Below are 23911 nucleotides of genomic sequence, written 5' to 3' on the forward strand. Positions count from 1 at the left end.
GCAAATTTGTTTTCGGAAAAGCATGGAAGCTTTTACGGCTGAGCGGATAAATAGTTGGAATGCAGGATTATTATTAAAGCGAGGTTTTACAACGTTTTGATAATGAAAATTGCAGGGCCAGCAGTTCAGCGTCAGTAAGCAGTAGGGGATGCCTACATCAGAAAACCACCACCCAGAAGGTCATTCCCTTCATAAAATACAGCCGACTGGCCCGGTGCGATACCCGAAACGTTGTGATGAAAATCAACTTTCATATGTTCGCCCATTTGTACAATGCTGCTTTGTGTACCGGCATCCTTGTAGCGAATTTTGGTAATGGCTTCTAAAGGCTCGTTAATATTGGCATATTTAACCAGGTTAAGGTTTTTAACCCATGCCTGTTTGCGTTCCAATTCATCAGCGGTACCTAAAACAACCGTATTTGTTTGCGGATCTATAGCCGTAACAAACATAGGATGGCCCAATGCTACACCTAAACCCTTACGTTGGCCTATGGTATAAAATGGATATCCCTGATGCTTGCCCACTACGGTGCCGTTGGTAAGCGTAAAGTTACCCGGACCTATACGATCATCAAGATCTTCAACTTTGTGTCTTAAAAAGGCCCTATAGTCATTGTCAGGTACAAAGCAAATCTCATAGCTTTCGCTTTTGCCGGCAAGTTCCATCTGGCCCATATCCATAGCCATTTGCCTGATCTCGGGTTTTGAGAAACTACCTAAAGGGAATTTTGTACGGGCAAGATTTTGTTGGGATACACCCCACAATACGTACGATTGATCTTTGTTTTCGTCTTTTCCCTTTGATATTACGTAACGCCCGTTATCCTGCAAGCGGATGTTAGCGTAATGTCCAGTGGCAATAAATTCGCAATCGAGTTTATCGGCACGTTTTAAAAGGGCATCCCATTTAATGTGGGTGTTGCAAAGCACACATGGGTTAGGGGTGCGGCCTGCAAGGTACTCATCCACAAAATTGTCGATCACGAAATCGCCAAATTCACTTCTGATATCTAATATATAATGAGGGAAACCATAACCCACCGCTAAAGCACGGGCGTCATTGATACTATCCAGACTGCAGCAGCCGGTTTCTTTTGAACTACCGCCAGATGAGGCATAGTCCCAGGTTTTCATAGTAAGCCCGATAACCTCATAGCCCTGCTCATGCAGCATCACCGCTGCTACCGAACTATCAACTCCACCACTCATTGCCACTAATATCCTGCCATGCTTACTCATAATTTTGCAAAGATACCTTTTTGGTTTTGATGTTAATACTTTATTAGTCAGCCGAGGGTAAAATGGAAGAATGAAAAAAGAAACAGTAATTAACCAATGGTTAATTACTGTTAATAATCAAACTGTTAATTAAATTATATAAAGAGTTACTTTGTCAGATATTATGATGCCGGTTAACGAAAAAAAACATTATTAAAAAATATTTACAGCTAAATTATTGCTTAATATTCTTATATGTTTTAAAAACAAAAAAAGCCGAATCGAAAAACTACCTAAAAAATGCATTTTAATTAATCATAAAGCATAAAATTTAACACTTTATTGCTGTTTAATCTCTACATAAATTTTAACAGGGCACTCATTTTTTTGCGATTATTTTAATGAATAAATGTACAGATGACCATTGTAAAAAGTATGTAAGTTTTTTGTTAAAAAAAATGCAAAAGTGTATTACACTCTTGTAACATCACGTTTACATTTTAAATTTGCTATACCCTAATTAATTTAAAATGATAAGCCAGTTAACATTAGAGCAAAAACTGCAAGGAGTGATTTTAGTGATTATTTGTTTTGTTGCCATAGCAAATTACCTGATTAAATAATTGCCCGGACCGAACAGTGAGGAAATTTAAGGTGCTCTTTCGAGCACCTTTTTTTGCAACAAAGTATAGGTATAGGTTTATAATTATGGGTTGCGGGTTTGACCATCGCCTTTAACCAACCACTTATAACTGGTTAGTTCTTCAAGCCCCATAGGGCCACGGGCGTGGAGTTTTTGTGTGCTGATACCAATTTCGGCACCAAGACCAAATTGGGCGCCGTCGGTAAATGCGGTTGAAACATTGGCATAAACCGCGGCAGCATCTACATCATTTAAAAATGTAGCAATATGCTCGGCATCTTCACTGATAATGGCTTCGCTATGTTTTGAACCGTTTACTGCAATATGTTTAAGCGCCTTGTCAAAATCATTTACCGTTTTAATAGCCATTTTCATCGACAGGAACTCTGTACCGAAATGCTCAGGTTGTGCTTTATGCAACAAATCATCGGGGTATTTACCTTTTAATTCGGTGTAAGCTGCTTCATCGGCAAATAGCTCTACCTGTTTTTGTTTTAATAAATGGGTAAGCCTTGGAAGATCATTAATGCGTGACGAATGGATAATTAAACAGTCGAGCGCGTTACATACGCTTACCCGACGCGTTTTGGCATTGGCTATAATTTGCGCGCCTTTTTCCAGGTCGCCAGATTCATCAAAATAAGTGTGAACGATACCAGCGCCGGTTTCAATTACAGGGACTTTACTGTTGTCCCGGACAAAATTGATCAACGACTGGCTCCCTCTTGGTATCAGCACATCCACAAAGCCAACGGCATTTAACAAAGCGGCGGTGGCTTCACGATCAGCGGGTAATAAGGTCACAATATCGGTATCCAGTTGGTGCTTGCGTAATACTTTATGAATAACCGAGATAATGGCCCGGTTAGAGAAATCGGCATCGCTGCCGCCCTTTAAAATGCTGATATTACCGGTTTTAAAACAAAGGGCAAATACATCAAACGTTACATTGGGCCGGGCCTCATAAATAACCCCTACAACCCCCAGGGGAACCCTGACCTTTGTAATAGACAAGCCATTGGGCATATTAGTTTGTGAAAGCTGTTTACCCAGCGGACTATCTAAAAGGGCAACATTCACTATATCACCGGCTATGGCTTCAATGCGGGCGGCGGTAAGTTTCAATCGGTCGTATTTGGGATCGGAGCTATCCATCCGGTCAAGATCTTTTTGATTCTCGGCCAGCAGATAACCGGTTTGTGCAATGGTTTCGGCAGCTACATCCTGTAATACCTGGTTAATAATGGCAGGGGCAAGGGTGGGCTTTCTGCCTGCAATAAGTGCGTTTTTAAAATAGTTATCGTATCCCATTGCTATTAACCCTGTAAATAAAGATAATCATAATGCACCAGTGGCTTTTGGTTTTTCTGTCCAACACGTTCTCTGGCTTTATCTGCCCCATATTCGGCTATGCCTAAGCCCACCTGCTTGTTTTTTTCGTCAACCAGCTTAATGATATCACCCTTTTTAAAGTCGCTTACTACTTTAACAATACCCACCGGCAATAAACTGGTGGCTTTGCTGGATACTAAGGCAGTCCTGGCACCTTCGTTAACCTGCACAACACCTGTAGCCGATTTTTCAGAATGGGCAATCCATTTCTTTTTGCCAGATGCTTTTTTAGTGGGGATAAAACGGGTATGTATCACCTTGTTTTCCAGCACATCAGTTAATATATTTTCACGGGTGCCGTTGGCTATATGTACGGCTATTCCCAGTTGCGCCGTTTTTTGCGACATGGTTGATTTAGTGATCATGCCACCACGGCCAAATTGCGACCGGCCCGAGGTAACAAACTCGGCGAAATCAACCACAGAGCCATTAACTTCTTCAATTACAGCCGATCCAGGTGCGTTGGGGTTGCCATTATATATACCATCAACATTGGTTAGTACGATAAGGGCCTGGGCATTCAGCATAGCGGCAATAAGGCCGGCAAGCTCATCATTATCCGTAAACATGAGTTCTGTTACCGATACCACATCATTTTCATTCACAACGGGTATCACCTGGTGCTGTAATAACAATTCCAGGCAGTTTTTCATGTTCAGGTAGTGCATCCTGTCCCTGAAATCTTCTTTGGTGACCAGTACCTGCGAGCAAAGGATATCAAAACGCTCAAAAAGACTGGAGTAGGTATTGATCAGCTTTACCTGGCCTATGGAGGCCAATAGCTGCCTTGCGGCGATAGCATCATATTTTTCGGAAATGGTGATCAAACTCCGACCAGAAGCTACCGCTCCTGATGATACCAGGATCACCTCCTTGCCTTGTTTTTTGATCGCCGCTATCTGCTCAACCAGGTGTTCTATCCGTTGCAGGTTGGGTAAGCCATTTTCCTGGGTAAAAACGTTAGAGCCTATTTTGATAATGATGCGCTGATAGTTGAAGGCCATTTCCTATTGATGGTATTTTGAGTCAAAAATAGTTATTTTTTATTGATATTGATATGTTTTAGCCTTAAATTGAACCATTTTTAATTAGAAAATAGAGTTTTTTACCTAAAAATAGTCATTTAGCGTCTTGTAATTATAATTTACAATGGTTTATAACTCTATATTGATATTTTCTTATTTATTTATATTAATTATGATTCAAAATCTATTCAAAACATTCTTTTATTGCCACATCTTAATTCATCCATGGTTTGTTGAAATGATGAAATGGGAGAGGAGTAATAGATATTTTAAAGCATTAGAGATTTTTAATCACATCCCTGGAAGGCTATTCATTCAAAAACTTTTTAAACCTTAAATTTTAACACTTTTTAGCTAAAAACAAGATAAAAAGACTCAAATAAATATTCGTTTTAATAAGTTTTAACCTCATTTTAACACTTTTTAACAAATTTTTGAAGGATTTTGAAAGGTTTAAAAAGTATTAATTATCGGTTGTCAAATAATTCATACAAACGGTCGTACGTAAATTGTGAGCCCCAATAAAGTGTCGCTAAAAATTAAAATCAAAAATAATTTGTAAAACCTAATTTTTTTCTATTTTTGTCGACTAATTCTATAGGCAATGTATCTTTATTTTAAAATTAGCTTAATACCCCTTATAAATATGCAGTGCTCTACTGCATGTTGTTGATGCTTTTGACCGCTATTGTTAAGTCGAAAGTACTAAGTCGTAGGTCATAAGTTCGAAATGGTTTGTTCCTTTCTGACTTAGAACTTAAGACTTTCGACTGAAGACCCCAAGACCCTACATCTATCAAAACATTAATCAAACCAAGTTCAAGTTCCACCACCAACCTTACTACATGAAAATTTTTACAAATTCAATAAAACTCATTGTACTTTTTCTTTTGCTTGCGCCAGCCGTTAGTTTTGCACAATTAAATGGTTCCTATATTTTAAGCGGACAAGTAGGCGACGATCATGGCAAACCTTTAATAGGCACCACGGTTAGTATTAAAGGTACTACCAATAAAACGGCTACAGACAGTACCGGTAAATTTTCCTTAACCACCAGCGCTAAATTACCTTATACACTGGTTTTTACAGCAGTAGGTTTTCAGCCTCAGGAGTTTTATATTAAAAACGCTAACAGCGCTTTAAATATCCAGCTTACTTCCCAATCATTACTGATCAATGAGGTAGTGGTTACCGCATCGCGTAAGGAGGAAAAGCTCATGCGCTCGCCTGTAGCTATCGAGAAACTGAGTATCAACGCGCTGAAACAATCGCCAGGTCCCAGTTTTTATGACGCCCTGGAGAACGTGAAAGGTGTACAGATGACTACCACCAGTATCACCCTTAAAGTGCCTAATACCCGTGGTTTTAACAGCCCGAATAACTTCAGGTTTATGCAACTGGTTGATGGGGTTGATATGCAATCGGCCACTTTAGGCGTACCGCTGGGTAATGCCATTGGCCCAACCGAACTGGATATCGCCAGCATCGAGATCACGCCCGGAGCAGCAGCGGCCTTATATGGCACCAATGCCATCAATGGTTTATCCAACCTTTTTACCAAAGATCCATTCAAATACCAGGGCCTGAGTTTTTACCACCGCCAGGCTGTAAACCACGTAGGTAACGATGCTTTGGGCGCAAGCTCATTAACCGAGGATGCTTTAAGATTCGCCAAAGCTTTCAATGATAAATTCGCTTTTAAGGTAAACTTTAGTTATTTACAAGGTACCGACTGGCAATCAAACACTCGGAAAGATCAAAACCCGGGCAACCTGAAGACGGCCAACCCCGCTTACCCCGAACTCACCGGTACCAGCAATGCGGCTTACGATGGCTGGAATAAATATGGTGATGACGCGCTTGCCGGTAGTAATACGGTTGTAATTAAAGGTATTAGTGTTGATGGTGTAGCCCGCCCCAACCTTAACGTGGCCCGTACCGGTTATAATGAGGTCGACCTGGTTGATCCACATGTAACTAACTTAAAACTGGATGGTACACTGGCCTACAAAATAACGCCAAACACTATATTGTCATACACTTACCGTTATGGCCGCATGGATGGTGTTTTTCAACGGGGTAATAAAATTTCACTCGATGGCGCTACTGTGCAAAACCATAAAGTGGAGTTAAAAGGAAAAGAGTTCCTGGTTCGCGCTTATGAGTCGATAGAAAATACGGGCAATTCATTTAACGTAAAACCTTTGGCCGATAACCTCGACCTGAACCACGCCAGCAATTCGGCCTGGGCTACGCTGTATGGTAACGCGCTTAAATCATTCAATGGTGGTAAACTGACTTCGGCTAACCTGGCTGCGGCAGAGCAATTTGCCAGGGCGGCTGCTGATAAGGGCAGGGTAGAACCTGGTACACAAGCCTTTAATGATCTGGGTAAAACCATCATTGGCATCAATAACTGGGATATCAAATCGAGCCTGATCCCAAATGCGCCGGCCACCGGTGGTGCCGCGCTGGTACAAAAAAGCCGTATGTATAATGCCGAGGCCCAGTGGGACCTGAGCAATCGTGTAAAAGTGGTTGATTTGTTGGTTGGTGGTGATGTGCGCGTATATTCTATTATTCCAGATGGCAACAACTTTGTTGATTTTAGTCGCCCAATTGCCGATCGTAACACACCTTTGGCCGATGGTTCATTTGGTAAAAACGTGATCTACAAAAAGTATGGCGCCTTTACACAGGTAACCAAAACCTTTTTCGACGAAAAGCTGAAATTATTCGGATCTATCCGTTGGGATTATAACCCTTATTTTGATCCGAAGTTTACGCCGCGTTTAGCCGCTGTTTATACCGTGAATGAGAACCATAATTTCAGGTTCACGTTCCAAAATGGTTACCGTTTTCCATCATTGTTCGAAGCCTTGTCTTACGTGAACAACGGTCGTGTGAAACGTGTAGGCAGCTTGCCATTTATAAACGACGGATTGGGTTATTTAGGTAACAGCTATACCCAAACATCGGTAACCAACTTTAATGCGGCTGTAAACGCCTCGCCGGGCGGCAGTACAGATGCCAATGCCTTAGCCAATAAAAACCTGCTGAAAGTGGCCGACCTGCCACCGGCACGCCCTGAACAGATCACTTCATATGAGGTGGGTTACAAGGGTATTGTTGCGGATAACAAAGTATTTATCGACATAGATGCCTATACCAACCGCTATGACGGCTTTTTGGGCCAGGTACAAGTGTTTGTACCAAATGGCGCCACAGTAGGCTCAGACGCCGCCGTATTATCCATGCTGGATATTAACCGCGACCCAACTACTGCAACCTCAACCAATGCGGCCAGCCAGGGTCAAAGCAGGTACCGCGTGTATACCAATGCCAAAAACATCTATCATAATTATGGTTCATCAGCTGGTATCACCTATAACTTTTATAAAAGATATACCATATCAGGCAACGTAAGCTTTAATAAGCTGAAAGCTCAAACGGCCTCTGATATTTTTGTAACCGGCTTTAACACACCGGAATGGTCGGGCAACGTATCATTCGGTAACCGCGAAGTAGTTAAAAACTTTGGATTCAATGTGGTATACAAATGGCAGGAATCATTCCTGTGGGAGAGCCCGCTGGTTACCGGAACGGTTCCCGCTATTGGCACAGTTGACGCGCAGGTTACTTACCGTGTACCCGTTTACTACGCTACCTTTAAACTGGGCGCAACCGATATTTTTAACAAACGATATATTCAGTATGCCGGCGGCCCAACCATTGGCGGTTTGTACTATGTATCGGTTACACTTGATGGCTTGCTGAGTGGACAGCAACCTAAATAAGCAATTTTTTTAATACGTTTTATATAGTTTTTAAGGCGGATGGACAGCAATGTTCATCCGTTTTTTTGTGGGAAATTGGTTCGTGGTTATTTACAGCTGCGCAAGTTCAAGTGTCTTCACTTGAACTTATTACTAGTGAGCGTCGACGCTCACCAATTGGGTATTTAAGCGTGGACGCTTAAATAGGCGGGTTTTGCGACCACTACTGATATAGCGAACTCAGATATCGCAAATCATATTACATACAGCGACAAAGTTTATACAAATGCCCAAATAAATTCGATAACCAAAGAACAAAATGGCATCGGTTCTGATTTTTTTTGGGGAGAAGTTCTTGGATCGCCGCTTTACTTTCACAGCAACAATACCGTCGAAGTGGGGGATGGAGGTACAATACTACCAACACAAGACTTTAAAGAATTATTACAAGAGTGGCTTGTCTTTATTAGTCAATAATAATAGCTACGAGATTGCTTCGTCGTTCCTCGCAATGACATAGTGGGGAAAATAGGGGGCAGCCCAAAACAAAAAAGCCAGATGATCAAACGACCAACCGGCTTTTATATTGTTAAAAAGTGTCTTATTAATGTTGTTTTACCTCATGCAAGCCGCATTCTTTTTTGGATTGATCTTCCCACCACCAGCGACCGGCTCGGAAATCCTCGCCTTCGGCAACGGCACGTGTGCAGGGCATACAGCCAATGCTGGGGAAGCCTTTATCGTGCAGGGAATTATAAGGGATGTTGTATTGTTTGATATAGGCTTTTACATCGTCAAGCGTCCAGCTGAAAATGGGATGGAACTTAGCGAGTTGATTTTGCTCATCCCATTCCACGTTTTCCATGTCATGACGATTGGCCGACTGATCGGCACGGATGCCGGTGATCCATAATTTATTGCCTTTTAGCGCGCGTTTTAATGGTTCTATTTTACGGATGCCGCAGCACTCTTTGCGGTTCTCTACCGATTCATAAAAGCTGTTAGGTCCTTTTTTATTCACCATTTCTTCCAACAGGTCGCGGTCGGGGTAATAGGCGTGGATAGGTTGTTTATACCTGTCCATGGTGCTGCTCCATACGGAATAGGTTTCACGAAAAAGCCTGCCGGTTTCTAAAGTAAAAACCTTAATAGGCAAGTTATTGGCAAATATCATGTGACTGATGGCCTGATCTTCCCAGCCAAAGCTGGTGGAGAATACAATTTCGCCGGGAAACAGCTCTGCCAATTCGCGCAGGGCTTCAACGGGATTGAGGCCGGCTATTACTTTTTGTATATGTTTAACTACTTCACTCATGTTACAAAACTTTTGTAATAAAGGCAACTATCGATTTGATACTTACCAGTATAACGATTATACCTACCGAAACCATAATGGTTTTTGTTGATATTTTATTAGAGATGCGAGCGGCGATAGGCGATGCCAGCGCGCTGCCCAATATTAAACCGGCTACAGCAGGCCAATGATCGCTGGTTACCAGGGTAATAAAAGTAATGGAACCGGCTATAGCTACAAAAAAACGTGCTAATTTTACAGTCCCCAATGAAAATATAGGGCTACGACCACCGGCTATCAAAGTTGACAATACAATCGATCCCCAACCGCCGCCACCAACCGCGTCGATAAATCCGCCGCCTAAGCCTAACAACGAAATACGTTTAACTTTATCGGTGGTTTTTTTGCGTTTTATGTTAAAAGCTTTTGACAGGATAACCCAGCCAAGTATCAATGTATATAAAGAGACAACAGGCTTTGTATACATACTATAATGCTCCAGCGAGGATAATAATGTGGCACCGGTAATAGCTCCGATGATGCCAGGTATTACCAATAATTTAAAAAGCTTCCAATTAATGTTACCCATGCGAAAATGCATCCAACCAGCAATACCGCAACTCAATATCTCTGACAGGTGCACACCCATACTGGCCGATGCCGGAGGAATCCCCATCGACAGTGAGAAACTGGTAGAAGTAACACCATATGACATACCTATGGCTCCGTCAACCAGCGCAAACAGGAAGCCTGCACCTAAGAAATAATAAAATTGAGGTGGTACAGCCTCTACAAATAACTTAAACTGTGGCTCCTTATAATATAAAGCAGAGATAACAACGGCTAAAGAGACGATGATGGTTGACCAGATGAGCCAGATAAAATTCTTGTTGACGGTTATCTTCGGCTCAACCAATACCGAGGTTACTTTATTTAAGGTTTTAACCTTGTCGGCAAAATCACCGGTGAGGGTGTTGCGCAGCTCGCTCATTTGCTGCAGGGTGGTATCCAGTTCGTCGGGGATACTTTCGTTCAGTACTTCTTTTAAGCGCTTGGCTATGGTTGGCGATTTACCGTTAGTAGATATCGCCAGTTTCAGGTCGCCTTTTTGAACGATGGATGCCAGGTAAAAATCGCAAAGATCGGGTTTGTCAGCTACATTGATCAGCAATTTGCGATCGTGCGCGGCCTGGCGGATGTATTTGTTCAGGTCGCTGTCGTTAGTAGCTGCAATTACTACTTCGGCACCGTTCAGGTCGTCGTCGGCAAAAGACTTTTGAACAATGGTGACACCTTCATACTGCGATGCCAGTTCGTGTACCTCCGGTAAAAACTCCCGGGATATCACGGTTACTTTTGCCAACGGACTATTGTTTAAAATAGCGCCCAGCTTTTCCAAACCCACATTGCCTCCGCCTACCAGTACGGTATGCAGGTCGTTCAGCTTTAAAAATACGGGAAACAATTGATTGCCCCCGGTATCCTGGTTCTGAACCTTAGCTATGCTGCTATCCTTTGGCAATAATGTCATGGTTTATTATAGTTTGAAAGAGCCTCAGCCTCACCTAAATCCTCTCCAAAGGAGAGGACTTTATTATCTACGTACTTTCCAAACCCTCTCCTTTGGAGAGGGCGGGGTGAGGCCAAATTAATTTGAACGACTTTCATTATTGTACCAAAGCCTCTCTTTTTGCTTTACTTTTTCCCAGGAACTCAGTAGCCTGTGCTAAGTAAGCGGTAGCAAATTCTTCTGAAGGTTCATGCTGATTGATCTGTAATACCAGGTCGTTAAAGCTGCCTTCTATATCAAATTCACCTTTCTCTACATAGTTGGCATCAAACTCGCGGATAACCGCGGCCTGGGTGCTGGTATTCACACTCTTATCAAGCAATAATGCTTTTGCAGAGCTTAACAGCGTGTTGTAGGAATGATAGATAGCATCAGACCAAGCACCAGCCTGGAACGATTGATTGGCCCAGCCCAGTTTCTCTTCCGACTCATACAACAACGTAGCTACCAGATCGATGATCACACCGGCACATTCGCCAACGCCAATAGCGGTAACAAAGGTTTCCTGGTGGCCCCAGTCAACAAACTCATCATCTGTCAAAGTAGTGAGATCGGCAAGAGGTTTCAGCAGGCGATAAAAATAATCTTTGCCTTGTCTGTCGTAATAGTCGTTGTAAAGTTCACCCTCTGTCGAAAGTGTTTTATAATCATCAAGCAGGGTTCTTAAAACATCTGTAGCCCTTTTTGAAGGCACTTTGATCACCCTGTCGGCGGCGCGGCCAATGCCATCACCAACGGTGCCACCACCCAGCATTACCTGCACAGATGGCAATACTTTTGTACCTGCTTTCAATGAGCTGCCATGAAAACCAATATGTGCCAGGCCATGCTGACCGCAGGAGTTCATACAGCCGCTTATTTTTATCTTGATATCGCGGTTATAAATAAAGTCTTCGTATTCGTTGTAGATCAGGTCTTCCAGCACACGCGCCATGGTCATGCTGTTAGAGATACCCAGGTTGCAGGTATCCGTACCAGGGCAGGTGGTTACATCGGCCACACTGTCGAAACCCGGAGCGGCGAGTTCAAGCTTAGCCAAGCCTTCATAAAGAGCTGGCAATGCTTCTTTGCGGGCAAATTTCAGCAATAAACCCTGATTTTGGGTAATGCGGATCTCATCGGCAACTAATGGCTGCAAAAGTTTAACCAGTTCGCGGGCAGTATCTGTTGATATGTCGCCGACAGGCACTTTAATATATACACCAAAAAATCCTTCCTGCTTTTGCTCAAATACATTGGTAGCCAGCCATTGTTCATAACGGAAAGGGTTACTAATACTTACTTCGGCAAAAGCGGTTTCTTCCGGAAAAGTAGGTTGTGGAAGCGCGTCGCGATCAATTTTATAGCTTTTTACTTTGATGGCTGTTCTTTCGATCTCGGCCAAACGTAAAACTTCTTCCAACCCGATTTTCTGGATCAGGTATTTTAAGCGGGCCTTGTTACGGTTATTGCGTTCGCCATAACGGTCGAACACCCGGATAATAGCCTCGATATAAGGGATCAGCTGATCTTCTGGTAAAAATTCTTCTACAATATTAGCCAACAGGGGCTGAGCGCCTAAACCGCCGCCTAAAAGCACTTTAAAACCACGCTCACCGTCGCTTTTCAGCTTGGGTATAACGCCGATATCATGGATATAAGAAAAAGCGGTATCCGCATCACTTGAAGAGAAAGAGATCTTGAACTTACGACCCATTTCCTGGCATACTGGATTACGCAAAAAATACTCAAATGTAGCATGCGCATAAGGTGAAACGTCAAACGGCTCCTGCGGATCGATGCCAGAAGTGGGGGAGGCAGTAACGTTTCGTACGGTGTTTCCACAAGCTTCACGCAGGGTAATATCATCCTGGGCCAGTTTGGCCCAAAGCTCAGGGGTACGGTCAAGACTTACATAATGGATCTGGATATCCTGACGGGTGGTGAGATGCAGGTTACGACTTCCGTACTCATCAGATATATCGGCAATACGCAATAGCTGCTTAAAAGTAACTTTACCAAATGGCAGTTTGATACGTACCATTTGCACACCCGGCTGCCTTTGACCGTAAATACCACGGGCCAGGCGCAAGCTCCTGAACTTTTCGTCGTGAATTTTACCTTCACGAAAAGCCCTGATCTTTTTTTCAAGATCAATAATATCTTTCTCAACTATCGGGTTCTCCAGTTCCGTTCTGAAGCTCTGCATATCTTATCGTTTAATCAATTATAAAAATCAGATGTGCGGATGTGCAAATTCCAGATGTGCAGATGAGAATATACTTGGAGTTGGTTCCCTTATAGATAATAATCTGCACATCTGGAATTTGCACATCCGCGCATTTTAGTATCCCCAAATATATACATACTATAGGGAAATGGTAGAATTTAATTGAAAAAAGTTCCCTTTTTACAGTTTGGTGAGATTTTTTAAGTATGGATGAGTGTCTGCTCGCGGGAGATGATATCAGCTATGCTGGTCTCGCTTAATATTTTTAACGTGGCATCGCGCACATCAACAAATACATCGCGGATGCCGCAGGTAGTTTCCTGGTGACATTCATCGCATTTGTGATAAAAGTTAAGACTGGCACAGGGTACCATGGCTATGGGGCCGTCAGTAATACGCATGATACTTACCAAAAATATCTCTTTAGGGTCGCGGTTGAGGCTGTAGCCACCTCCTGCACCTTTTTTGCTGTACAGGAAACCGGCGTTGCGCAAGTCGAGCAGTATTTGTTCCAGGAATTTTTTGGGAATACGTTCGGCCTCGGCGATCTTTGAAATCTGCATCGGTGGTTGATCCATGTTTTTACCCAGGATCACTAATGCCTTAATTGCGTATTTAGTTTTTTTAGATAGCATTTTTTAAAATAAAACTAACAAAGGTACACAATTATAAATAAAAATATCCAGTAATACTATAGGATACTTGTATGGAGTATAGAATCAAGAAATAAGAGTCAGGAATCAGGACAAGGGGGAAATTAATCCATCGCCATTATTCGTCTTGTCTCTTGGTTCTTGACTCCATTTTTCAGAGTGTCCCAAACTCTTATCCGGGTTCACCTGATCACGCACCAGTTGCTTTAATTCCTTAATCTCCGGGAAACGTCCTCGTTCTTTTCTGTCGAACAATACCGTACCATCAACGCTGATGGTATATTTGCCATTTGTTTCGCTGGGGTGCAGGGTTACACCATAAATATCATCGGTAAAAGTAGTAAGCAGTTCCTGGGCCATGTAAGCGGCCCGCATCATCCAGTTACATTTGGGGCAGTACTCAATGGTGATAGTTGGTTTCATGTTGTTTTTTGTTCAGATGGTTGTATCAGGTCCCATAAATTACCGTAAAGATCTTCAAATACGGCGACTGTTCCATAATCTTGGGTAACAGGCGGTCGTACAAAACTGATACCTTTGGCAGTCATCGCCTCATGATCGCACCAAAAATCATCGGTATATAAAAACAGGAATACCCGTTTACCCGATTGATTGCCAATAGCCTGTTCTTGTTCATCATTGGCAGCTTTTGCCAGCAAAATGGCACATTGGGCATCCTGACCAGGCGCTATTAAAACCCATCTTTTTGTTTCGCTTAAAACGGTATCCTCTATCAATACAAAACCAAGCTTTTGCGTATAAAAAGCTATGGCCTCATCATAATCAGCCACCACTAAAGCGATATGGGCAATATGCCTCTTCATTTTTGACGTACTATAAATCTTTCTTCGGTGTGGGTGCTTAGTACATTTAAAGTATCGCCAACAGTAATAATACCTGTACCCTCATGAACCAAATTTTGCCCGAACAATATCTTATTGTTCATCAAACGGTACCTGGCCAGTGTTTTTAAAGGCTCTTTGGCTTTTATAGCTGTTTGCTGATCGATAGTAGTGAGCACGCAGCGTGCGCAAAGCTTTGCACCATAAAAATCAATACCAGCTATTTGTATATGGTTCATCAGGTCCTCATCAAAAGCATCACCGCCTGTAAATACAATGTTGGGTCTGAACCGGTTCATAGGTAACGATTCGGCCATGCGGTTGTTCAAATCATCAAGCGAAGCCTGTCCTATTAATAAAAAAGGGTAGGCATCGGCAAAAGAAGTGATTATTCCCTCACGGGCGTACCGCTGATCTACCTCACGGCGGGTATCTTCGGGCATGTGCACCAGTCTGCATTTTATTCCCAATGCGGCACTAAACCAATTATCCAATTCAGGGTCTACAAACACGCCGGCACAGGTATCGTCCCAGATAACTACTTCCTGTTTACCTGGATCGTACTGTTCAAATGGTATAAAAACCGATCCGCTCAGGTGATGTGTGACTAACAGGCCATCGCTTTCAATCTGTACCTTTAATAAAGCCATTTGCGGATATTCCCGCTGGGTAAGGAAACGGTTTTGTTCGTCAACCAGCATCCAGCGCCTGTCATATTTTAAACCGCGATCGGTAACCTGAGCAGAAGATAGTGATATGCCTCCTAAGGATTTGATGGGATAAATGTATAGTTCACTTATAGTAAGCATTGGCAGAGGAGTAAGAATTGTAAAAATAAGAAAACCGCCGTTGTTTTATAGATTGAACCCATCGGAATATAAAATATATGTGATCGGTATGATAAGAGCGGAGCATTTATTTAAATGCCATTGTAACCATATAATTACAATCGATTGTTTTTTATTACCTACTTCATTGCTTTGTTTCGTTTTAATTGATATTATTGTTTATCCAATTGCAAACAAACCTTTAATATTACTGAAATCATGCCATTAAACAATGTAAACGGCAAGGCTAAAGCCGGTAATACCTATGATGCCATCGTTATTGGCTCGGGTATAAGCGGCGGCTGGGCAGCTAAGGAATTAACCGAAAAAGGCCTGAAAACGATTATGCTGGAACGCGGTCGCAATTTTGAGCACATCAAGGATTATAAAAGCGCCAGCAACGATCCCTGGGATATGCCGCATCGGGGCAACCCCACACAGGCCGAACGCAAGGTTAGACCAGTGATATCACGCAACTGGGGTGCCTACGAGCCCATCATGGATTATTGGACAAATGAGCAGGATGCTCCTTATACTGAGGTAAAACCCTTTAATTGGTGGCGGTCATACCAGCTTGGTGGCCGCTCTATTTTATGGGGCAGGCAAAGTTACCGCTGGAGCGATCATGATTTTGAAGCTAATGCCAAAGATGGCTGGGCAATTGACTGGCCTATCCGCTATAAAGACCTGGCACCCTGGTATGATCATGTAGAGAAGTTTGCCGGCATAAGCGGCTCCTTAGAAGGTCTGGAGCAATTGCCCGATGGTCAATACCTGCCGCCAATGGACATGAACTGGGTAGAAAAGGATGTAGCCGCCCGCCTTAAAAAGAATTATAATGGTAACAGGCACATGATCATTGGTCGTGTGGCTAATCTTACGGCGGCAATCCCCGGCCGTACCAAATGCCAGTTCCGCAATCGCTGCTGGGAAGGATGCCCTTTCGGCGGATACTTCAGCACCCAATCGTCGACCTTACCGGCGGCCTTGGCTACCGGCAACTTAACGGTTAGGCCATATTCAATAGTTACCAAAATATTGTACGATAAGGACACCAAAAAGGCCACGGGCGTTGAGGTGCTTGATGCCGAAACCAACCAAACCTATGAATATTACGCCAAGATCGTGTTCCTGAACGCATCGGCTTTAAATAGCGCCTGGGTGCTGATGAACTCGGCTACGGATGTTTGGCCGGATGGATTGGGCAGCAGCAGCGGCGAGTTAGGGCATAACATTATGGATCATCATTACAATCTGGGTGCCTCCGGACATGTAGAAGGTTTTGAGGATAAATATTATTATGGCCGTCGGGCTAATGGCATATATGTGGTTAGGTTTGCCAATTTATTTGGTGATAAACGTGATTACCTGCGTGGTTTTGGTTACCAGGGCGCGGCAAGCCGTACTGGCTGGAGCCGGGAGATAGCCGAACTGAATATCGGCGCACAGTATAAGGATGCAATAACCGAACCTGGCGATTGGCAGATAGGTATAGGTGGGTTTGGCGAATTACTGCCTTATCACGATAACAAGATCACCCTGGATAAAAACCGTAAAGATAAATGGGGTTTACCTGTTCTGGCTATGGATGCCATTATCAGGGATAATGAGCATAAAATGCGGATTGATATTGTAAAAGAAGCCAAAGAAATGCTCGAAAGCGCCGGCGTTAAAAACGTAAAAACGCATGACAGAGGCCATAATGTAGGCGATGGTATCCACGAGATGGGTACAGCCCGTATGGGGCTTGATCCTAAAACGTCTGTCTTAAACGCGCATAACCAGGTGTGGGATGCCAAAAACGTATTCTGTACAGATGGAGCGGCTATGACCTCATCAGCTTGTCAGAACCCTTCATTAACTTATATGGCATTAACAGCCCGTGCGGCAGATTTTGCTGTCGGAGAATTGAAGAAAGGAAATATTTAATGGGATTTATAATTTAAGAGGATTTATAGATAAGGGGAGTAAAGAGCAAGGATAAACAATCAAAGATTTACACGTCATCCCGATTTATTTCGGGATTCCACAACTAATCATACGGAGCTGACTTGTTTATAGGGCCATGACACTAACAATACAACTATGAAAAAATTAATCATCATTTGCCTTTTAATTGGCTCGGTGCTTACACAGGGTTGGGCAAAACCCAAGGTGCTCATCTTTTGCAAAACAGCCGGATTTCATCATAACTCCATAGCAGTCGGCGTTCCGGCCATCATGAAACTGGGGCAGGAGAACAATTTTGATGTAGATAGCACCACCGATGCCCAAAAGTTTACCACTGCTAATTTAAAACAATACGCTGCAGTCATATTTTTAAGCACTACCGGTAATGTATTGGATGATTCTCAACAAGCTGCCTTTGAACAATATATTAAAGCCGGTGGCGGATTTGTAGGTGTGCATGCTGCTACAGATACCGAGTACGACTGGGCCTGGTATGGCAAACTGGTAGGCGCTTATTTTAAAAGCCACCCCAAACAGCAGGAAGCTACGCTTAATGTGGTTGACCGTAATTTTATAGCCACCAAACATCTGCCCGAAACCTGGAAACGCTGGGACGAGTGGTATAACTATAAATGGATAGCCGACGATTTGCATGTACTGATCAAAATAGATGAAAAAAGCTATACCGGCGGCGAAAATGGCGACAATCACCCGATGGCCTGGTACCATAGCTTTGATGGCGGCAGGGCATTTTATACCGAACTGGGCCACACCGATGAATCATACGCCGATCCTTTGTATTTGAAACACCTTTTGGGTGGGATACAATATGCGATAGGGAGGAAATAGTCGTCTGAACCGGAATTTATAGAATGTACGAATTAACAGAATGAATGTAAATTCGATAAATTATTTAATTCCATAAATTCTGATTCAGACAATTTATGCATGCGCTATGGCATGCTTTAATGCCGCGTTGTGTTTATACCGGAATACAAACGGGAAGATAACGGCTATAACCAGTGCATAAGCGGCAAAAGTAAGCCAGATGCCATGCCAGTCTTTACTGTGATCGGCATGGGTAAAGAACTTATCAATAATGTAACCGCTCCCTATACTTCCAAAAAAGGCGCCGAATCCATTCACCATCATCATGAAAAGTCCTTGAGCGCTGGCCCTTATTTCTGGTGTTGCCTGTGTTTCAACAAATAAAGAACCAGAAATATTAAAGAAATCAAAGGCCATTCCGTATACAATGCAGGAGCCAATGATCATCCAAAGACCATTTGCAGGATCGCCGAAGGCAAACAAGCCAAATCGCAGCACCCAAGCCAGCATGCTGAATAGCATAACATATTTAATACCGAATCTGCGCAGAAAGAAAGGGATAGCCAGGATGAACAATGTCTCCGATATCTGGGATATCGACATGATAATGGCCGGGTACTTTACCGCTATGGTATCCTTATAAGCTGGCACAGTAGCAAAATCATGAATGTAAGTATCGCCGTAGGCATTAGTAAGCTGTAAAGCAGCGCCTAATAAAAGCGAGAAAGCAAAAAATATAGCAAACTTAGGTACTTTGAATAAGGTAAAGGCTTTTAGGCCCAACTGATCTACAAAAGATTTATTGGTTATCTTGCTTAAAAGAGGAGGTGCCTTAGGAAGTGTAAATGCGTATATGCCTAATATAAGTGACATTGCCGAAGCAATATAAAATTGATTGGCCGAGGTTTCGTTATGCGTGAGACTTACTGTCCACAGGGCGGCAATAAAGCCGATAGTCCCCCATATACGGATTGGAGGGTAATCTTTTACAATATCCTTGTCACTGTTTTTTAAAGCCGAATAAGCCACGGTGATAGATAATGACAGGGTTGGCATGTAAAACACCATATTCAGCAGCATCACCCAGAAAAAAGTAAAAGGATTAGTTACAAGTGGAAGTGAGAATAAAGTAACCGCCCCTAAAATATGCATCAGGCCATAAAGTTTTTCGGCATTTACAAAGCGGTCGGCTATAATACCGGTTAAGGCAGGCATGAAGATAGCCGATATGCCCATGGTTGAAAAAATGGCGCCGAAGTGCTCGCCCGACCAGTGTTTATTTTGAAACCAGTATACCCCGATAGTAAGCAGCCATGAACCCCATATAAAAAACTGCATAAAATTCATCACTATTAAGCGAAACTTAATATTCATACGGTGCCTGGTTTAAATAATAATAGTTTGTATTAAATCAAAAACGGAAAATAATAAATTGATTTCGGATTTATTGATTTGTAAGGGAATTTAAATGAAAAATCGAATATTTTAACTCTGCATGGATACTTCCGAAATCTGAATTATAAACAATTCCGAAATCGAACATCCGAAATCAAAAATCTCTATGATGCTTTACGCTTATTTAATTCATCGCGTATTTTCGCGGCCTTTTCGTACGACTCTTCTGCAAGCGCTTCCTGCAATTTTGTTTTAAGCTCATCGATACTTAATGAGGCAAATCCGCTGCCTACGCTCGATGCTACAGATTTTTCTTCCTGGGTTTCGTTAATGTTTTCGAGATAAACAAAGTCATTGCCTTCGATAACGATACCAGCGGTGGAGAGGATAAACTCGTAGGTAAAAATAGGGCAGTCGAACCTTACAGCTACCGCGATGGCGTCAGAGGTACGTGCATCGATTTCCACCGATCGTTTACCGTCGCTGCAAATCAATTTGGAATAGAATATGCCATCGACCAGATTATAAATAATGATCTCTTGAACCTCTATCTGGTAAGCCTGAGCAAAGCTCTTGAACAAGTCATGCGTAAGCGGGCGGCTTGGGGTCATTTTCTCTATCTCGATAGCTATGGCCTGTGCTTCAAAGCTGCCGATAATGATAGGGAGCCGTCGTCGGCCGCTTACCTCGCCTAAAACTAAAGCATAAGCGCCTGATTGTGTCTGACTATATGATAACCCTACTATATCCAGCTTAATTTTTTTCATGTTATTACCCATCGCACCTAATAATTTATGCTGAAGCCTTATATTCTTTAACGGCCGCTATTAATTGAGGCACAACTTCAAACGCGTCGCCAACAATGCCATAATCAGCCACTTTAAAAAAAGGAGCCTCCGGATCTTTGTTGATCACCACAATAACTTTTGAAGAACTGATACCTGCCAGGTGTTGAATAGCACCTGAAATTCCTATCGCAATATACAAATTTGGACTGACAGCTATCCCGGTTTGGCCAACGTGTTCGCTGTGCGGGCGCCATCCGGCGTCTGATACCGGTTTCGAGCACGCTGTGGCTGCTCCAAGCAGTTCTGCCAGTTCCTCTACCATACCCCAGTTTTCGGGCCCTTTGAGGCCACGGCCTGCAGAAACAACAATTTCCGCATCGGGCAGGGATATTTTATCGGTTGAACGAACGATCTCTTTGATCATCGCTTTAAAATCAGACTCTTTGATTTCGGCAGTGAAATCTTCTACCTGGGCAATGCCGCCTGTTTCTACAACCTTATAGGAGTTGGGTACCAGGGCAATAACCTTGTTGGCAGATGTTAATTCCACAATGGCAAATGCTTTACCAGAGAAAGCTGTTTTTTTGATGGTGAATTTACCTCCATTCTGCTCTGGCAGCGCTACTGCGCCATCGGCAACGCCAGCCTGCAGCTTTACACCTAACCTTGGGGCTAAACCACGACCAGAAAAGGTATTGGATAGTACTACGATATCAGCGCCTTGTTTTTTCGCAGCTTCAGCAATAATAGAGGCATAAGCCTGGTTCACAAAATTCTTGAGCTTATCGCCTGACACGTTCAGCACTTTTTCGGCCCCGTATTTACCTAACGCGGCTAATTCATCTTTGCTGACATCGCCAATGGAGATAGCCACAAGATTGGTTTTATTTTGATCGGCAATGGCACGGGCGTAGGTAACAGCTTCAAAAATTGACTTTTTGAATTTACCGCCGGCATTTTCCGCATATATTAAAACTGACATATGATGTGTTTCTTGGAATAGATTTAAATGAATTAAATAACGCGCGCTTCGGTATGCAAAAGCTCAACCAGTTTAGCAGTATCATCAGCAGGTACCAATTTCACTTGTCCACGAGGGGCAGGGGTTTCATAACTCAATACTTCTGAATATATTTTTACCTCAACCGGTTCAATAACCGTCAGCGGCTTGGTACGAGCTGACATGATACCACGCATATTTGGTATTTTAGGCTCCGCAACACCTTCTGCAGTACCGGCCACAAAAGGGTAGGGAATGGTCAGGATTTCTTTGCCGCCTTCAATCTCACGCTCAACAGTAGCCTCTTTATCGGCAGCATCCAGTTTTTTGATGATCGATACCGAGGGCAGATCAAGCAGTTCGCCCAGCATACCTGCAACTTTTGATCCATTGTAGTCAATAGATTCGCGGCCGGTTAAAATAAGGTCGAACGGATTAGCTTTCACATACTCCGCAATCTGGTAAGCTACATACCAGGCGTCATGAGGTTTAGCGTTTATACGCACCGCGTCTGTAGCGCCAATAGCCAGCGCTTTGCGGATGGTAGCCTCTGTATTTACTTCACCAACGTTGATAACCGTTACCGTCCCTTTACCGCCATCGGTTAACTCAATAGCACGTGAAAGCGCTATCTCGTCATAAGGGTTTAGTATAAATTGAACACCATTTGTATTAAATTGGGTGTTATTATCAGTAAAGGTTATTTTTGTGGTGGTATCAGGAACATTACTTACACATACCAGGATATTCATATCAATAGGTTTTTGCAAATTTAATTAAAAAAGATAGAGTTTAAAATGGAGTTGAGCAGATTGGATAAGCTATTAGAATTTATAAAGAACGAACCCGAGGACGAGTTTTTAAAATACGCCCTCGCCACAGAATATCTACGTCTGAATCAGGTAGATAAGGCATTAACTTATTATGAAGACCTGGTGACAAATCATCCTGGTTATGTGGGCACTTATTATCATTTAGGTAAATTATATGAAGCCCTTAACCGTAAACCCGACGCCATAACCACCTACGAAAACGGCATGACCATAGCCAAACAGAAGCGCGATAACCACGCATTTTCAGAACTACAGGCTGTTTACCGGCAGGCCAAGGGTATAGAAGAAGATGATGACGATTATTAAGTAGTTCATAGATCATAGTTTATAGTTCATGGTTTTAGCATAATATCATTTACTTATCACTATGAACAATGAACCATCAACTATGAACTAATTTTAATGAAAAACCGGCACCTTCTATTTCTTCGTGATGTATTGATCTATACTTTTACCGCTTTTGGGGGGCCGCAGGCGCACATAGCTGTTTTATTACGGGAATTTGTTGAAAAGCGACACTATATAACCGAAGATGAGCTGATAGAGCTTAATGCCTTGTCGCAGGTATTGCCCGGGCCGTCTTCCACCCAAACCCTGGTGGGTATAGCCTGGAAGGTTGGGGGGCTGAGGCTGGCTCTAATCACTTTTCTAATCTGGATATTACCTTCGGCCGCTATCATGGCAATGGCGGCCATAAGCTATAAAATGTTTGCCAATCGTGCCCAATTCGCGCACATCATTACTTATATACAACCCATGGCTGTTGGTATTGTGGCCTATGCTACTTACAGCTTTGCGCACAGATTCCTTAAAACACGGGTAAGTACCATGCTGGCCATAGCATCGTTCATAGCAACACTCATTTTACAAAATGCCTATGCTTTTCCATTATTGGTTTTGTTGGGTGGTATCATATCATCGGCGATGGAAACGCAGCCGCAGGAAAACGAATTGCGTGTTAAACTATACTCCAATGTAAACCCGAATAAAGTAGCTTATTTTATCGGTATCCTGTTATTCTTTGCTGCCCTGGGTGCTATCATTAATCAAACTTCACCATTTAGTTTACCTATCCGTTTATTTGAGAACTTTTACCGTAACGGTATCCTGATATTTGGCGGCGGACAGGTGATGGTACCGCTGATGTACACAGAATTTGTAGAAGTAAAACATTATCTCAGTAATTCAGAATTTCTTTCTGGTTATGCCCTGCAACAGGCGCTCCCAGGGCCAACATTTTCCTTTACCTCGTTTTTGGGAGGTATCACTTTAGGAAATAAAGGATACGGCATTGGCGGACAAATCATTGGCAGCATAATAGCCGTTATAGGGGTAAATACACCAGGGTTGATACTCATCCTGTTTATAGTGCCATTTTGGGAAGATCTCAAGAAAATAGCGCGTATCAAGAACTCGTTAAGTGGTATCAGTGCCGTGGCGGTGGGTTTTATGGCTACGGCCTTTATTTTACTGGTACGGCCATTTGGGGGTAACTGGATAGCCTACGGGCTTATGGCAGGCACCTTTTTGCTACTGCACTTCACCAAAATAAAAACCCCGGTAATTATCATCATCGGAGTACTGCTGGGAATATTTTTCTGATGTGCAGATGTGCGGATTTCAGATGTGCAGATGAGGAAATTAAAGCGATCCACTATTAACAACA

The 23911-nt window shown here is 42.8% G+C and carries 19 protein-coding genes; 5 read left to right on the forward strand and 14 right to left on the reverse strand.

Annotated elements, in window-relative coordinates; genetic code table 11:
* Positions 1-152: 152 nt before the first annotated feature.
* From mnmA to proB, 3 genes are all read right to left on the reverse strand, one after another.
* On the reverse strand, positions 153-1241 hold the full coding sequence (gene mnmA / locus ACNURT_RS14400) for a tRNA 2-thiouridine(34) synthase MnmA (protein WP_419698266.1): 1089 nt from the start codon (positions 1239-1241) through the stop codon (positions 153-155).
* A 685-nt stretch (positions 1242-1926) separates the two neighbouring features.
* Positions 1927-3174, reverse strand: coding sequence for a glutamate-5-semialdehyde dehydrogenase (locus ACNURT_RS14405; protein WP_419698267.1), 1248 nt, complete (start codon positions 3172-3174; stop codon positions 1927-1929).
* Between the two features lie 5 nt (positions 3175-3179).
* Positions 3180-4259, reverse strand: coding sequence for a glutamate 5-kinase (proB, locus tag ACNURT_RS14410; protein WP_419698268.1), 1080 nt, complete (start codon positions 4257-4259; stop codon positions 3180-3182).
* A gap of 866 nt (positions 4260-5125) precedes the next feature.
* Between proB and ACNURT_RS14415 the strand changes: the two genes are divergently transcribed.
* Positions 5126-8077 carry a TonB-dependent receptor gene (locus tag ACNURT_RS14415; RefSeq protein WP_419698269.1) on the forward strand — a complete coding sequence of 984 codons (2952 nt, stop codon included), beginning with the start codon at positions 5126-5128 and terminating at the stop codon, positions 8075-8077.
* A 583-nt stretch (positions 8078-8660) separates the two neighbouring features.
* Here the strand turns inward: ACNURT_RS14415 and ACNURT_RS14420 are convergent.
* The 7 genes from ACNURT_RS14420 to ACNURT_RS14450 all read right to left on the reverse strand — a co-directional run bounded on the left by ACNURT_RS14420 (position 8661) and on the right by ACNURT_RS14450 (position 15433).
* Positions 8661-9371: a phosphoadenylyl-sulfate reductase gene (locus tag ACNURT_RS14420; protein ID WP_419698270.1), complete on the reverse strand. Its 711-nt coding sequence runs from the start codon at positions 9369-9371 to the stop codon at positions 8661-8663.
* Between the two features lies 1 nt (position 9372).
* The gene (locus ACNURT_RS14425) at positions 9373-10881 is read right to left on the reverse strand and encodes a TSUP family transporter (protein ID WP_419698271.1); all 1509 of its coding nucleotides are present in this window, start codon (positions 10879-10881) and stop codon (positions 9373-9375) included.
* Positions 10882-11017: 136 nt separating this feature from the next.
* A complete protein-coding gene (locus ACNURT_RS14430) occupies positions 11018-13108 on the reverse strand; it encodes a nitrite reductase (protein ID WP_419698272.1) in 2091 nt (696 codons plus the stop codon).
* Positions 13109-13329: 221 nt separating this feature from the next.
* Positions 13330-13764 (reverse strand): RrF2 family transcriptional regulator, encoded by a 435-nt coding sequence (locus ACNURT_RS14435; RefSeq protein WP_172333542.1) that lies wholly within the window; start codon positions 13762-13764, stop codon positions 13330-13332.
* A gap of 105 nt (positions 13765-13869) precedes the next feature.
* Positions 13870-14205, reverse strand: coding sequence for a SelT/SelW/SelH family protein (locus tag ACNURT_RS14440; RefSeq protein ID WP_419698273.1), 336 nt, complete (start codon positions 14203-14205; stop codon positions 13870-13872).
* Positions 14202-14606, reverse strand: a complete 405-nt coding sequence (locus tag ACNURT_RS14445; RefSeq protein WP_419698274.1) for a VOC family protein — start codon at positions 14604-14606, stop codon at positions 14202-14204. The genes ACNURT_RS14440 and ACNURT_RS14445 overlap by 4 nt, the downstream gene beginning before the upstream one ends.
* On the reverse strand, positions 14603-15433 hold the full coding sequence (locus tag ACNURT_RS14450; RefSeq protein ID WP_419698275.1) for an MOSC domain-containing protein: 831 nt from the start codon (positions 15431-15433) through the stop codon (positions 14603-14605). The genes ACNURT_RS14445 and ACNURT_RS14450 overlap by 4 nt, the downstream gene beginning before the upstream one ends.
* Before the next feature lie 237 nt (positions 15434-15670).
* Here ACNURT_RS14450 and ACNURT_RS14455 point away from each other — a divergent pair, with 237 nt between their 5' ends.
* Together ACNURT_RS14455 and ACNURT_RS14460 are read left to right on the forward strand one after the other, a co-directional pair.
* Complete coding sequence (locus tag ACNURT_RS14455) at positions 15671-17380, forward strand: GMC oxidoreductase (protein ID WP_419698276.1); 1710 nt, start codon at positions 15671-15673, stop codon at positions 17378-17380.
* A 156-nt stretch (positions 17381-17536) separates the two neighbouring features.
* Positions 17537-18250 carry a ThuA domain-containing protein gene (locus ACNURT_RS14460; protein ID WP_419698277.1) on the forward strand — a complete coding sequence of 238 codons (714 nt, stop codon included), beginning with the start codon at positions 17537-17539 and terminating at the stop codon, positions 18248-18250.
* Positions 18251-18343: 93 nt separating this feature from the next.
* Here ACNURT_RS14460 and ACNURT_RS14465 read toward each other — a convergent pair whose 3' ends face one another.
* From ACNURT_RS14465 to ACNURT_RS14480, 4 genes are all read right to left on the reverse strand, one after another.
* The gene (locus ACNURT_RS14465; RefSeq protein WP_370995556.1) at positions 18344-19603 is read right to left on the reverse strand and encodes a nucleoside permease; all 1260 of its coding nucleotides are present in this window, start codon (positions 19601-19603) and stop codon (positions 18344-18346) included.
* 185 nt (positions 19604-19788) lie between these two features.
* Positions 19789-20391: a bifunctional nuclease family protein gene (locus ACNURT_RS14470; RefSeq protein WP_370995555.1), complete on the reverse strand. Its 603-nt coding sequence runs from the start codon at positions 20389-20391 to the stop codon at positions 19789-19791.
* Between the two features lie 25 nt (positions 20392-20416).
* A complete protein-coding gene (locus tag ACNURT_RS14475) occupies positions 20417-21394 on the reverse strand; it encodes an electron transfer flavoprotein subunit alpha/FixB family protein (protein WP_419698278.1) in 978 nt (325 codons plus the stop codon).
* 32 nt (positions 21395-21426) lie between these two features.
* Entirely contained in the window at positions 21427-22164 is a 738-nt protein-coding gene (locus tag ACNURT_RS14480; protein WP_419702130.1) for an electron transfer flavoprotein subunit beta/FixA family protein, read from the reverse strand.
* A gap of 60 nt (positions 22165-22224) precedes the next feature.
* Here ACNURT_RS14480 and ACNURT_RS14485 point away from each other — a divergent pair, with 60 nt between their 5' ends.
* Both ACNURT_RS14485 and chrA read left to right on the forward strand, forming a co-directional pair.
* Complete coding sequence (locus ACNURT_RS14485) at positions 22225-22551, forward strand: tetratricopeptide repeat protein (RefSeq protein WP_419698279.1); 327 nt, start codon at positions 22225-22227, stop codon at positions 22549-22551.
* Positions 22552-22647: 96 nt separating this feature from the next.
* Complete coding sequence (gene chrA / locus ACNURT_RS14490) at positions 22648-23847, forward strand: chromate efflux transporter (RefSeq protein ID WP_419698280.1); 1200 nt, start codon at positions 22648-22650, stop codon at positions 23845-23847.
* Positions 23848-23911: the final 64 nt, after the last annotated feature.

Source organism: Mucilaginibacter sp. NFX135, from assembly GCF_048565145.1.
In the GTDB taxonomy this organism is placed as follows: Bacteria; Bacteroidota; Bacteroidia; order Sphingobacteriales; family Sphingobacteriaceae; genus Mucilaginibacter.